At 35.4% G+C, this 14,505-nt stretch carries 10 protein-coding genes and 1 tRNA gene; 2 read left to right on the forward strand and 9 right to left on the reverse strand.

All coding sequences use genetic code 11. The features are described from left to right. Window positions 1-152: 152 nt before the first annotated feature. The 3 genes from clpX to LXH21_RS03140 all read right to left on the reverse strand — a co-directional run bounded on the left by clpX (window position 153) and on the right by LXH21_RS03140 (window position 3,777). Window positions 153-1,385: an ATP-dependent Clp protease ATP-binding subunit ClpX gene (clpX, locus tag LXH21_RS03130; protein ID WP_239862688.1), complete on the reverse strand. Its 1,233-nt coding sequence runs from the start codon at window positions 1,383-1,385 to the stop codon at window positions 153-155. A gap of 84 nt (window positions 1,386-1,469) precedes the next feature. Next, on the reverse strand, window positions 1,470-2,144 hold the full coding sequence (gene clpP / locus LXH21_RS03135) for an ATP-dependent Clp endopeptidase proteolytic subunit ClpP (protein WP_239862691.1): 675 nt from the start codon (window positions 2,142-2,144) through the stop codon (window positions 1,470-1,472). Window positions 2,145-2,451: 307 nt separating this feature from the next. After that, on the reverse strand, window positions 2,452-3,777 hold the full coding sequence (locus tag LXH21_RS03140; RefSeq protein WP_239862692.1) for a trigger factor: 1,326 nt from the start codon (window positions 3,775-3,777) through the stop codon (window positions 2,452-2,454). Window positions 3,778-4,106: 329 nt separating this feature from the next. Here LXH21_RS03140 and LXH21_RS03145 point away from each other — a divergent pair, with 329 nt between their 5' ends. Together LXH21_RS03145 and LXH21_RS03150 are read left to right on the forward strand one after the other, a co-directional pair. Beyond that, on the forward strand, window positions 4,107-6,518 hold the full coding sequence (locus tag LXH21_RS03145) for a PAS domain S-box protein (protein ID WP_239862694.1): 2,412 nt from the start codon (window positions 4,107-4,109) through the stop codon (window positions 6,516-6,518). Further along, window positions 6,505-6,897: a response regulator gene (locus LXH21_RS03150; protein ID WP_239862696.1), complete on the forward strand. Its 393-nt coding sequence runs from the start codon at window positions 6,505-6,507 to the stop codon at window positions 6,895-6,897. The genes LXH21_RS03145 and LXH21_RS03150 overlap by 14 nt, the downstream gene beginning before the upstream one ends. Before the next feature lie 49 nt (window positions 6,898-6,946). Here the strand turns inward: LXH21_RS03150 and LXH21_RS03155 are convergent, their stop codons facing one another. From LXH21_RS03155 to LXH21_RS03180, 6 genes are all read right to left on the reverse strand, one after another. Next, window positions 6,947-7,756 carry an MOSC domain-containing protein gene (locus tag LXH21_RS03155; protein WP_239862697.1) on the reverse strand — a complete coding sequence of 270 codons (810 nt, stop codon included), beginning with the start codon at window positions 7,754-7,756 and terminating at the stop codon, window positions 6,947-6,949. 103 nt (window positions 7,757-7,859) lie between these two features. Beyond that, window positions 7,860-7,931, reverse strand: a tRNA-Glu gene (locus tag LXH21_RS03160). A gap of 209 nt (window positions 7,932-8,140) precedes the next feature. Then, entirely contained in the window at window positions 8,141-10,489 is a 2,349-nt protein-coding gene (locus tag LXH21_RS03165) for a multicopper oxidase domain-containing protein (protein WP_239862699.1), read from the reverse strand. Then, window positions 10,479-10,955, reverse strand: coding sequence for a DUF305 domain-containing protein (locus LXH21_RS03170; protein ID WP_239862701.1), 477 nt, complete (start codon window positions 10,953-10,955; stop codon window positions 10,479-10,481). The genes LXH21_RS03165 and LXH21_RS03170 overlap by 11 nt, the downstream gene beginning before the upstream one ends. Window positions 10,956-10,978: 23 nt before the next feature. Next, entirely contained in the window at window positions 10,979-13,825 is a 2,847-nt protein-coding gene (locus tag LXH21_RS03175) for a heavy metal translocating P-type ATPase (RefSeq protein WP_239862703.1), read from the reverse strand. A gap of 86 nt (window positions 13,826-13,911) precedes the next feature. After that, window positions 13,912-14,472: a helix-turn-helix domain-containing protein gene (locus LXH21_RS03180; protein WP_239862704.1), complete on the reverse strand. Its 561-nt coding sequence runs from the start codon at window positions 14,470-14,472 to the stop codon at window positions 13,912-13,914. Window positions 14,473-14,505: the final 33 nt, after the last annotated feature.

Consider the following 14,505-nt stretch of genomic DNA (forward strand, 5'->3'; position numbering starts at 1 on the left):
TTGATTACGATTTAACAAAAATCGGTAATCTAATGTTTATATAAAAGGATATTGAGTGATTTTTTGAATCGACAACCTGATTTAGATGTAGACCACAAAAAAAACCTATTCAAATAAATGAATAGGTTTTGTATAGTATCGAAAATCTGATTTTATGAAGCTATCTCTAATCGTTTCAATAAGTTTTTATTTAAAGTTTCTTCTGCATATTCTCTATCAATTACGAGCACTTTATTCTCAGAACTTGGTAATTCATACATGGCATCTGTTAAGATCGCCTCACAAAGCGAACGCAATCCACGAGCACCTAATTTATATTCCAGAGCTTTATCAACTATAAAATCTAAAGCTTCGTCAGTGATAGTGAACTCCACTTCATCCATCAAGAATAATTTTTGGTATTGCTTGATCAACGCATTTTTGGGTTTTGTCAAGATCGAACGTAAAGTTTCTCTATCCAAAGGGTCCATATGAGTTAGTACTGGCAAACGACCAATAATCTCTGGAATCAATCCAAAATCTTTGATGTCTTTTGGAATAATATATTGTAGCAAGTTGTCTTTATCAATGTTATCTACATTTTTTGAAGTAGAATATCCTACTGCCTGACGGTTCAAACGTTTTGAAATAATTCTTTCAATTCCGTCAAAAGCTCCACCTGCAATAAATAAAATATCTTGCGTATTTACTTCAACAAACTTTTGGTCGGGGTGTTTACGACCTCCTTTTGGCGGCACGTTTACAACTGTTCCTTCAAGTAGTTTTAACAAAGCTTGTTGCACACCTTCACCAGATACATCACGTGTAATAGATGGATTATCACTCTTACGAGCAATTTTATCAATCTCGTCAATAAAAACGATTCCGCGTTCTGCTTTTGCAACATCATAATCTGCCGCTTGCAATAAACGAGTTAAAATACTTTCTACATCTTCACCAACGTAACCTGCTTCTGTTAATACGGTAGCATCTACAATAGCCAAAGGAACATCTAACATTTTTGCAATTGTCTTTGCAACTAATGTTTTTCCAGTTCCAGTTTGCCCTACCATTATGATATTACTTTTTTCAATCTCTACTTCATCGTCTTGTTGCTGTTGCATCAAACGTTTGTAGTGATTATAAACCGCAACAGACATTACTTTTTTAGTCTGGTCTTGACCAATTACGTATTGATCTAGAAAAGCTCTAATTTCTTTCGGCTTTTGTAAAATCAAATCTCCTACGACATTGGCTCCTTTACCCGACTTAATTTCTTCGAGTACAATTCCGTGCGCTTGCTCGATACATTTATCACATATGTGCGCATCGATACCAGCAATTAACAAATTGGTTTCAGGCTTTTTTCGTCCACAAAATGAACATTCTAATTTTTCTTTTGCCATTATTTTTTGTTTAAAGTTTGAACGTTTTCAAGTTTCAAGTTACTTGTGCAACTAGAATCTTGAGACATCAAACTTGTAACTAATTTAACTTCTTCTCAACACTTCATCAATCATTCCGTATTCTTTTGCTTCATCAGCTTTCATCCAGTAATCACGCTCACTGTCTGTGTGCACTTTGTCAAAAGTTTGTCCTGAGTGCTGAGAAATGATTTTGTATAATTCATCTTTCAGTTTCAACATTTCGCGTAAGTTGATTTCCATATCTGTAGCTACACCTTGAGCTCCACCTGATGGTTGGTGAATCATTACTCTTGAGTGTGGTAATGCAGAACGTTTCCCTTCTGCCCCTGCACATAATAACACAGCTCCCATAGACGCTGCCATACCTGTACAGATTGTTGCTACATCAGGCTTGATGTATTGCATAGTATCATAAATTCCTAAACCAGCATAAACACTTCCTCCTGGAGAATTCAAATAAATCTGAATATCTTTTGAAGCATCTGCACTTTCTAAGAACAGCAATTGTGCTTGTACAATGTTTGCAATTTGATCATCGATACCAGTTCCTAGAAATATAATTCTGTCCATCATTAATCTTGAAAAAACATCTAATTGAGAAATATTCAATTGACGTTCTTCGATAATATAGGGAGTCATATTGGTAGGATTCATAGCAGCTACAATTTTATCGTAGTACATTGCATTGACTCCTTGGTGCTTTGTAGCAAATTTTTTAAATTCTTTACCGTAGTTCATATTTTTTTATTTCAGGTTTAACTTTGTGTCTTTATTACTTATTTGATTACTGCAAAGGTCATTCCGCTTTACAGATAGTGCCAATATGTCTTATCTTTTTAGCCCAGATGGAAGTGAAAAGCTTTTTGAAATTACTGACTATTTTTTGTTGTTAGAAAAAAGCGACCAAAGGAAGCTCTTTTTTTACCTTACAAAAAAAGGCAGGACTAAAAAAACTTGTAACGTACAACTGGAAAAGCTCCTTAAAATAAAAGAGCGTCAAAGAAAAAATCTAATGACGCTCAAATATACTTATTTTTTTTTGAAATTATTCTCCGTAAGACGCAGCAATAAATTCATCGTAAGTTACTTCTTTGATAGTTGGTTTTGCTTTTTCTTTGAAAACTTCTAACAATTTCTCAGCAACAACTTGCTCCGAAAGTTTTTTAACTTCATCTTGGTTAGACAAAACTCTTGCTACAATTCCTTGAACTTCTTCGTCAGTTGGATTTGTTTGACCAAATTGAGCCATTTGTTGACGAATATTTTTTGTTGTGAAAGTTTTCAAATCTTCAAATGAAACTTTGATATCAGTTTGAGACATTGCTCTACCTTCAATTAATTGGTAACGCAATCCTTTTTCTGAACGTGCATATTCTGCTTCAGCTTCTTCTGGAGATAATTTTTTCTCACCTACTGTTTGCAACCATTTCTTAAGGAAAGTTGCTGGCAATTCGAATTTTGTGCTTTCGATCAAAAATTCAGTTACATCACCTAGTAATTTTTGGTCTGCTTGTTGAGCGAATTGAGATTCAGCATCTTCTTTAATTTTTGCTTTCAATTCATCAAGTGAAGCAACAGTTCCTGCTCCAAACAATTTATCAAACAATTCTTGATTCAATTCTGCTGGCTCAGATGTAGTGATTTCTTCGATAGTAAAATCAACATCAACTGCTAAGTCATGTACATTATCGTGTTCTACTTTTAAGTAATCCATCAATTGATGTGCATCTTCAAATAAATCTTTTGTATTTACAGTAACTACGTCACCTACTTTTTTACCGATAAATTTATCTGCAGTAGCTTTGTCTTTGAAAGCTGACAATGGCACTGTAGTAGTGTTACCAATTCCTTCTGCTTCATTAGTAAAGATTCCCTTCAAGTCTGCACCTTCGATTACAGCTTCTTGTGGAACTGCAGTTCCAAATTGTTTTTGGATACGCTCTACTTGACCATCAATTAATTTATCATCTGCAGTAACTACATATTTTACTATTTCATTTTCTGCATCTAAATTCAATTCAAAATTTGGCACTAAACCAATTTCAAATTCAAAAGTTAGTTCTTCTGCAGACCAATCAATTGCATCATTCGCTACTGGAAGTGGAGTTCCCAAAAGGTTCAATCTTTCTGATTGAATATAACGCTCAAGAGCTAAATCAACAACTTTTTTAATTTCTTCTTGTTTGATTTCTCTTCCGTATTGTTTTTCAACTAAATCTTTAGGCACAGCCCCTTTTCTAAAACCCTTTACTTGTGCTAAAGGCATTTTTTCATTTAATCTTTTGGCTACTTGACCTTTGTAATCCATGTGAACCACATTCATTACTATTGTTTCGCTTACTGTGTCTATTGCTACTCTTTTGATATCCATCTTCGTCTTTAATTTACATAATAAAATTGGGTGGCAAAATTATAAAATTTTTAGAAGCCATACAAGCTTTTTTATTTATTGAATGCCAAGGGGTTTAACTTCAATAGATCAACCTACAGCTAACTACCGTATATATGATATTCTTAAAATAAATAGCAAACTATTCTGACATCAATTAACTCGTCTCTCTTCAATTCAATTAGCTTAAAAAAATAGTAAATTCGATTAATTTATCTAGAATAAATTTGAATGGCCCGATAATAAGATTACTTTTATATTGTTTATTTGTAGTTAGGCAATAGTCTGCACCAAATATTATTTGATTATTTATGACATATCCAGACATTCCAAGTAACGAAAACGAAAGGTTGCAAGAGCTACGATCCTATAATATTATGGGAGAATTAGAAAATTCCGACTATGATTTTTTGACTAAAATGGCAGCGGAAATTTGTGGTACCAAAATTTCGTTGATATCTATTCTTAACGAAGACAAACAGTGGTTTTTATCACACCACGGCATAGATACAAAAGAAACACCTAAAGAAATTGCCTTTTGTGCTCATGCTATAAATAAACCAAAAGAGTTATTTATTATTGAAGATGCTACAAAAGACAAACGTTTTTTTGACAACCCTTTGGTAACGGGCAGTTCACAGGTGGTTTTTTATGCTGGAATGCCATTGGTGACGAAAAAAGGGTATCCTTTGGGCACCTTATGCGTGATAGATGATGAACCAAAAACATTAAATAAAAATCAAATTGATTCGTTGAAATTACTTTCAACACAGGTGATGAAATTACTTGAATTGCACCGAAAGACAATTACACTGAAAAAGCAAAATAATAGTTTAAAAAAAATAACCGAACTTTTTAAAGAAAGTCAACGTATCAATCATGTAGGAACGTGGGAACTAGATTTATCGACAAATGAAACTATTTGGACAGATGAGGTGTATTCTATATATGAACTACCATTAGACTACAATCACAACAAATCAAAAGCAATAGACTTTTACCATCCTGATGACCGACAAAAAATTTTGGATGCAATTGCTCATACCTTAAAGACAGAACAGCCATTTGATTTAACGTGTCGCTTTATATCAGCAAAAAACAGTCACAAATGGGTACGCTCTGCTGGTAGAGTTTGGAAGGAAAAAAACCAAGCAAATAAGCTTATTGGAATTTTTCAAGATATTACCGATCAAAAAAACATTGAAGACCAATTACGTATCAGTGAGGAAGCCTTTAGAGGAAGCTTTGAGCACGGAGCAATTGGTATGGCTTTACTTAATGAAAAAGGAAAATGGTTTAAGGTTAATAAAAAGCTTTGCGAAATTCTTGGATATTCTGAACAAGAATTAATGAATCTAACCGTTGCCGACATTACACATCCTGAAGATACTTCATCAGAATTACACCTAATTAAACAGTTAGTACAAGGTAAACTTGACAATTACACCTTAGAGAAACGCTACATCCATAAGAATGGCAATATGATTCATATCATTTTGGCCGTCTCAACTGTTAAAAATAAAGCTGGTAAGATTCAGTATTTTGTAACTCAAATTGTAGATATCACTACAACCAAACAATTTGAAATTCAGCTAGCCAATACGCTCGCTAATACTCAGGCCATTTTGGATGCCAACACCCAGGTAGCGATTATTGGTACCGATCTAGATGGAAAAATAAATTTATTTAATAGAGGAGCCGAACAAATGCTAGGCTACACCTCAACTGAAGTAATTGGAAAGTACGAGCCTCAAGTATTTCATTTGGAAGACGAGCTTAAAGCTTTCTATTCTGACAAAGGAACAGAAGGTGAAAATGAAATAGACAATGATGATCAATTTAAAGAAAAAGTTGAGATTGATCTTCATGAAACTAACGAATGGACGTATGTACGAAAGGATAAATCAACTTTGTCTGTACTACTTTCTGTCACGTCTATCAAGCATCAAGGAAAGGTAACAGGCTACCTAGGTGTTGCCGCAGATATTACTGAAACGAAAAAAGTTGAGAGGGAGACTGCAGAGTTACTGGAGATAGCCGAATTACAAAATGACAGACTTAAAAATTTTGCTTACATAGTATCGCACAACCTGCGTTCTCACTCTGGCGGAATTTCGTCACTAATCGAATTAACCGAATCAGAACATCCTGATTTTGGAACTACTGAAATTTTTGAATATTTAAAAAAATCCTCTCAGAATCTTTCTGAAACAATTAAGCACTTAACAGAGGTTGTTCAAATAAATCTTTCTGACAAAGAGAAACTACAATTAGTTGCTTTAAAACCAGTAATTGAAAATAACATCAATAGCTTACTACTACAAGCTAAAAATGCTAATGTCACCATTTACAATGAAATAGAGGAAAGTATAAAAGTGAAGGCTATTCCCGCCTACCTTGATAGTATCGTTATGAATTTTATGACCAATGCTATTAAATACAGTTCTACAGAAAGAGAAAGTTTCTTAAAAATACAAGCACAAAAAAATAAAAGCTACATAATTTTAAAGTTTATAGATAATGGACTTGGAATAAATTTAGAGAAACATGGTCAAAAATTATTTGGTATGTACAAGACATTTCATAACCATGCTGACTCGCGCGGAATCGGTTTGTTTATCACTAAAAATCAAATCGAAGCAATGAGAGGAAAAATCGAAGTCGAAAGTGAACTAAATGTAGGCACCACCTTTAAAATATATTTTGAATATGAAGAAAATTGATCAAATTTGTATAATAGATGACGACCCAACACATCTATTTATTACAAAGAAATATGTTGAACTATCTGGCTTAGTTAATAACATAGTGGTCTATAAAGATGGTAAAGAAGCTTATGATAGTTTAAAAGCAATTATAGTTGCCTCTCAAAAATTACCCGAGATTATATTATTGGATCTAAACATGCCAATCTGGGATGGATGGCAGTTTCTCGAAGAATTTTTGAAGATTCCGATACAGGCCAAAATCCATATCTTTATTTTGACAAGTTCAGTTAGTGCAGAAGATAAAATACGAGCGGAACAATTTAACCTCAACGGGAAATATCTGGTAAAACCTATTACGTTTGGCGAAATTAAAACAATTTTCAGCGAATTATAACCAAAAAATACTCCACAAAAAGAAACAGCATCTGTTTCTTTTTGTGCTTTTAGAACGAAAGTAAATCTCCTAATTTTATATTTCCCCTATCTACTGCTATTACATTTTGACCAAAGATGACATTCTTCCCTGATCTTTTGTATTTTGACAAAGTAAACAGAGGTTCTTTACCTGCAATAACTCCTCTTTCTGGATCCACGTTCGTAAGCACGCAACGCTCACAAGCATTTGTACCATAAAAAGATACCGAACCTATTTTAAAATGTTTGAAAGTTTCTTCTTGATAAGCTACTCCGCCAGTAAAAACAAAATTTGGTCGAAAACGTTTAATGGTAATTGGTGCTGCCATACGAGCATTTAAATCATCCAAAGATGATTGGCCAATTATTAAGTAAGGAAATCCATCTGAGAAAGAAGTGACATCATTTGTAGTTAACGCGTATTTGGGATCAACGCTACGATTACTATCTTCTGGCATGTACACCAACCGTACCTTTCGTTTTAAAATTGCAGAAAACCACTCTGAAACCTCTTTATCGACTTCATAGGATGCGATACTGTCGTCCCAAACAACTGCTGTCAGTTTACTGTCATCAGAATCAAATTTCGGAAACAAAGGAACTTTTACAAATTCTTTCTCAGTTGATTTATGAGAAATTTTTAAAAAACCATCACTAATATCGGTGCTGAACAAGGCCAATTGCGGTGTTGTTCTTTGCGATAAAAACACTCCTTCCTCATCTACCAACATCCATCGGCGATCATGTTCTAAACCACGGTCCAAAACAACAGAAGCATTAAGACTAATTCCGCCTAAAGATTTTACAGGATAGATCCAAATTTCAGAAAGTAGCAACATAGATTTTTTATTTTTTGACCAAATTACAAAAAAGTGATTGTCTAACAAGCAAAAAAAAGCCTCGAAAACATTTTGTCTTCGAGGCTTAGCCTATATTTTTCTGTAGCCCGTAGCGGAATCGAACCGCTCTTACATGGATGAAAACCATGCGTCCTAACCGATAGACGAACGGGCCCTGCTTTTATATTGCGGTTGCAAAACTAACACTTTTTTTGAAATATGCAAAGCCTAATTTTAAAAGCATAATACTAAAATTATATTTTTGAATATCATAAAGCATAAAATATTTATAACTAGCACTTAACGCAAGAAAAAGATTTAATCTTTTTTATATTTTTGCATTTTTTAAAGTTGAAAAACTCCGTTTTTTTATTAAAAAAGGGTTTAATAATTCAAATTCAATCCAAAACCTACTCCCATATCACTATCATAGTGAGTAGTTATACCCATGTTTTTGCCGACGATATATTTTAGTCCAGCCATATATTCTTTGTCAGTATTGACCATAAATGCCATTCGTAATCTTTTGGTCAATGGTATATCTTCACGCATCAATTGAAAACGAACGTTTCCATCATGGTAGACTTCGGCTTGAGCTACTACTAATAGAGGTAACGTATAATTAAATCCTAAACTTACTTGCATTCTTTTGTCTTTGGTACTACTTTGTCCAAATAAATTTTCTTCTACTTCACCATGATTTAATTTTCGATACCGTGCATCAAAACCTATAAAGGGCATAAACCATTGATTTCTTCCAATGTATCTCCCAATATGCGTTTCAGATTCATAACCGTGATGGTCGTTATAACCTAATCGCCATTCGGTTCCAAAACTCCATCTTGCATTTTGTAACATCGCTTGACCATCATTTCCATTGGTCGCGAAATCATTTTCGGCCATAAAATGAAGCGCGTTACTTTCGGCTTGTAATTTCTCATATGCTTTCTCTTTATTTAGCAAAAGTGGATTGGGTGCTGAGTTTTCATAACTAAAAACTCGATTCATTCCCGCCATCATGTGGTATAAAATATGGCAATGAAAGAACCAATCACCATCAGCATTGGCCTCAAATTCAATTACATCGGTTTCCATCGGCATAATATCTAGAACGTTTTTCAATGGTGCATAATCCCCTTTTCCGTTCAATACTCTAAAATCATGACCATGTAAATGCATTGGATGACGCATCATCGAATTATTGTATAAAGTGATGCGAACAATTTCTCCTTTCTTGATTAAAATCTTGTCGCTTTCTGATAGTACTTTGTTATCCATACTCCAAACATAACGGTTCATGTTTCCTGTCAGTTCAAAACGAAGCTCTCGAACTGCTGCCTCTTTAGGCAATGTAGTTGCTATTGGAGATTTGAGCATCCCGTAATTCAATGTTATAATCTTGGATTTTTTTGAACTCATATCCATTTTTGAATGGTCCATTTTGGCGTGATCCATTTCGCCTTCTTTCCTATCCACTTTATCAGACGTCATTCCCGCCATTGAATGTTCCATATTGGAATGATCTATTTCTTCTGATTTCATGTTCATTTTGGAATGGTCCATTTTACCGTCCATCTTCATATTTGTACTTGCTGATAATTCTGGATACATAACGGTATTCATATCCATTTTTTGCATGCTCATACTCATTCCCATGTCATCCATGGTACCGTCCATATTCATCATGTTGTTCATCATCTTCATACCTTCAAAATATTTCAATTTTGGCAGAAGATCGGCGGCTTTTTTTTCACCTTCTCCAATATAAATTGAAGTCGATTTTGTTCTATCTTCCGGAGTTGCTAAAAATGCATAGGAAGTATCCTTATCAGGAACAGTAACAATCACATCATAGGTTTCAGATACCCCAATAATTAATCGATCAACTTCAATTGGATCAACATCATTCCCATCATTGGCTACCACTGTTATTTTCCCTCCCCCGTAAGTCAACCAAAAATAAGAAGAGGCTCCACCATTAGAAATGCGCAACCGTACTTTATCACCTGCTTTAAATTGTGATAACTGACTTTCTGTTTTTCCATTAATCAAAAACTTGTCGTAGTACACATCGCTTACATCCATCGCCAACATGCGCTTCCACTCGTTGGTTAATTTGGTTTTAAAATGACCTTCTTTAATGGCTTCGGCATAACTTTGAGTAGTTCCTTTTTTTATTGCAAACCAATCTGAAGCATTGTGCAACATTCTATGCACATTTTCTGGTTTATAATCTGTCCATTCACTTAAAATAACGGGAACTTGCGGAAGATCATCAATGCCTTTCCTAAAAGTTGGATCGTCTACTTTTTTCTTTAAAATTAAAGAACCATACATCCCAATTTGCTCTTGCAAACCGCTATGACTGTGGTACCAATGCGTACCCGATTGAACAATCGGGAATCGGTACACATGCTCAGTTCCTGGCTTTATAGGCATCTGTGTCAAATAAGGAACACCATCTTCTTTATTGGGTAAATACAAGCCGTGCCAATGCAAAGAGGTTCCTTCTTTCAATTCATTATACACATGAATTTCTGCAATATCACCTTCTGTAAAAGTTAAAGTCGGCATCGGAATCTTTCCATTGACTGCTATAGCTCTTTTCTCTTTTCCTGTGAAATTCACTATGGTATCTCTAACATACAAATCGTATCGAACTACTTTCTGTGCTTTGATTGCCGATGAAGTTAGTAGTAGTAAAGCGAATAGAATTATAGTATTATTTCTCATTCTCCAACCTTTTTATCATTAATTTCATTTCTTGAATTTCCTTTTTTTGCGCTTTAATTATATCGTCAGCTAGCTTTTTTACTTCAGGATCTTTGATGTCTGCTCTTTCACTAGTCATTATGGCAATAGAATGATGAGGAATCATTCCTTTTAACCATAAAACATCACCTATAATTGGCTTTTGAGTACGAACTAGAAACAAGGCAGAACTAAAAAGAATCGCACTCCCTAGAAATATTGCTGCGTTTTTCTTCTTATTTTTATACATCCCCATCATCAGGGATAACATTATCACTGCCATTGCAGCTATCCCCAAACAGCTCATGTAGAACCTAGTAAGACTAAAATATACGTGGTCTATCGAATAAGTATTCAAATACATAGTGATATACATTGCTACGAATGAAAGACCTAACATTAAAAAAAATGTATTGTACTGTTTGTTGTTGTTGTTTGATTTTTCCATGTTTTATCATTTTTATATTACTATTACAATTTTAAATTTCGCAATCTAAGTGCATTTGCAATTACAGAAACTGAACTGAAACTCATGGCCAAAGCGGCAATCATTGGCGATAATAATAATCCAAAGAATGGATATAGAATTCCGGCTGCGACTGGGATTCCGATCACGTTATAGAAAAACGCAAAGAATAAATTCTGATTGATATTTTTCATCACGGCATGACTTAATTTTTGTGCTTTTACAATTCCTTGCAAATCTCCTTTCACCAAAGTGATTTTTGCACTTTCAATAGCAGCGTCAGATCCCGTTCCCATTGCAATTCCTACGTTGGCTTGAGCCAGAGCTGGTGAGTCATTTATTCCGTCACCTGCCATAGCAACAATCTTACCTTCGGCTTGCAAACGTTTAATTTCGTTCAACTTATCTGCTGGTAAACAACCTGCAATATAGGAGGTCAAATGCAATTCATCGGCCACAGCTTTAGCGGTATTTTCGTTATCACCAGTAAGCATAATGACTTCAATTCCTTGTGCCATCAATTCTTTAATCGCATTTGCACTAGTAGCTTTGATGGCATCCTTGATCGTTACAAACCCTACTGCTACCCCATCCACTGAAATATAAGAAACTGTTTTTCCCAGTTTTTGCTCTGCTATGATTGCATCTTCAAGTTCTGCATCGATTTGAGCATTCACTTGATCCATTAATTTTTTGTTTCCTAAAGCTACTTTTTTACCTGCGACAGTTCCTAAAACTCCTTTTCCGGTAATCGAATCAAAATCATTTACTTCCGTTAACGTTGTGTTTTTCGCTTTTGCAAAATCGACTACGGCTTGCGCCAAAGGGTGTTCGCTATATTGATTTAACGAAGCAATCATTTGCAGCAACTCTTGCTCATTCTTCTGCGTAGCATACACTTTATCTACAGATGGTTTCCCTTCTGTAATGGTTCCTGTTTTATCAGTAATCAAAACGTCTACTTTGTTCATGATTTCAAGCGCCTCAGCATTTTTAATCAAAACACCAGATTGCGCTCCTTTCCCTACTCCTACCATAACCGACATGGGGGTAGCCAAACCTAACGCACACGGACAAGCAATAATCAACACCGCAATGGCATTTATGAATCCGTAAACCAAAGCAGGATCAGGTCCGAAGATTGCCCAAATGAAGAATGTGATAATTGAAACCCCTACTACAATTGGTACAAAGTATTTTGCGATTCTATCTGCTAGTTTTTGAATTGGCGCTCTAGAACGGCTGGCATCTGTAACCATTTGTACGATTTGCGAAAGCAAGGTTTCAGAACCTATTTTTTCTGCCACCATTACAAATGATTTGGTTCCGTTAATCGTTCCTGAGATCACCGAATCATCAACCGTTTTATCAACAGGAATAGGTTCTCCAGAAATCATCGACTCATCGATCGTGGTTTCCCCTTTGGTTATTTTTCCATCAACGGGAATTTTGTCACCTGGTTTTACACGCAATAAATCGCCTTTTTTAATATCATGGATGGAGATTTTTTTATCTACTCCGTCCACCACAATTGTTGCTTCAGTCGGCGCTAGTTTCATCAATTCTTTAATAGCGCCACTGGTTCTGCTATGTGCTCTTGCTTCTAACAATTGTCCCAATAAAACTAAAGTCAAAATTACTGTGGCAGCTTCAAAGTAGAGATGCACTGTTCCATCTTCGGTTTTGAATTCCGCCGGAAATAAATCTGGAAAGAATAAACCAAAAACACTAAACAGAAACGCAACACCAGAACCAATTCCAATAAGGGTAAACATATTTAGATTCCAAGTGATTACGGATTTATAGGCGCGAACAAAAAACATGCTACATGCATAAAAAACTACGGGAAGTGACAGCGCAAATTGCACCCAATTCCATGTTTCCATATCGAAGATTTTCATCAAAGGATTATTGGAAATCATGTCTGACATCGCGATGATAAAAATGGGTAATGTAAAGGCGATCGAAATTTTCATTTTACGCCATAAATCATTGTAAGTTTTATTGTCTTCGCTTTCGTCTGGCTCTAGAGGCACTAAGTCCATTCCACAAATTGGGCAATCACCAGGTCCGTTTTCAATAATTTCGGGGTGCATCGGGCATGTATATTGCTGTCTTTGATTCAGCACAGGTTGTTGCACTAAATCCATTCCGCATACTGGACAATCTCCTGCCTCATCGTATACTTTATCTCCTTCGCAGTGCATTGGGCAATAATATTTGCCCGGCTCTGCAGCATGAGAATGTGCAGCGCTATGATCGTGATTGTGCGGCGTTGCAGATGCACAACATGATTTTTTTTCAACTTCAGTGACAGCGCCTTCTTGATCTTTTTCTAAAGGCACTAAATCCATTCCGCAAATTGGGCATTTGCCAGGTTCGTTTTCAACAATTTCGGGATGCATCGGGCAGGTATATTGTTGTTTTTGATCAGGAATAGGTTGTCGTACTAAATGCATTCCACACACCGGACAATCTCCTGCCTCATCGTACACTTTATCTCCCTCACAATGCATTGGGCAATAATATTTACCCGGCTCTGCAGCGTGAGAATGTGCAGCGCTATGATCGTGATCAAGATTTTGTGGTGTTGCAGATGCGCAACATGATTTTTTTTCAACCTCAGGAATAGCAGCTGTATAGTCGCCTTCCATTTTTATGGTATAATTGCCCAAAGCGGCTAACGCTGTAGCAAAAGTCGTGGTTGGAATATGATTTTCCATGGTAATCACCGCTTCTTTATTCTCAAGTGAGACAGTCGCTTGAACACCTTCTATTTCGTTTAATGCTTTTTCTACTTTTTTACGGCAGCCATCGCAGGACATTCCGTCAATTATATAGGTATGTTTCATAATGTGGCTCTTTTAATATTGCTATACAAAGATCCGAATACTAAACCTCATCTTCATTACACAATTATGGAAGACATTTGCATCATTTATAAAGCATCGATTTGCTTGCGGTCTTTATCTTTCAATTTCTTGAAATGTGTTGGTGTTAAACCAGTTACTTTTTTGAATTGATTACTCAAATGTGCCACGCTACTGTAGTTTAATTGTTCTGCTATTTGGCCTAAACTCAACTCATCATAAACTAATAATTCTTTAGCTCTTTCTATTTTCTGAGCTATAAAATAATGTTCGATCGTCATACTTTCAACTTCAGAAAAAAGTTTACTCAAAGCACTATAATCCTGACCTAATTCTCCCGAGAGATAAGTAGAAAAATTCACCTTTAACTTGTCATTTTGATGGTGTACCAAATCAATGATTCTATTCTTAATCTTTTCGATTGTTTGTGTTGTTTTGTCTTCTAGCAGTTCGAAACCAAGCACATGCAATGCCGCAGCTAAATTCAGTTTCTCACCACTTGAAAGCATTCTTGACAACGTAGCTTCTCCCAAAGTCAATCCCACCAATGGCAGTTTTAAATTTTCGAATGCCTTTGTCACTGCACTTTCACAACGACTGCAAACCATATTTTTTATGTATACTTTCATTAAAACAACGCGTTTACTTTATATTAAAAACAG

Source organism: Flavobacterium algicola, assembly GCF_022399565.1.
Lineage (GTDB): Bacteria > Bacteroidota > Bacteroidia > Flavobacteriales > Flavobacteriaceae > Flavobacterium > Flavobacterium algicola.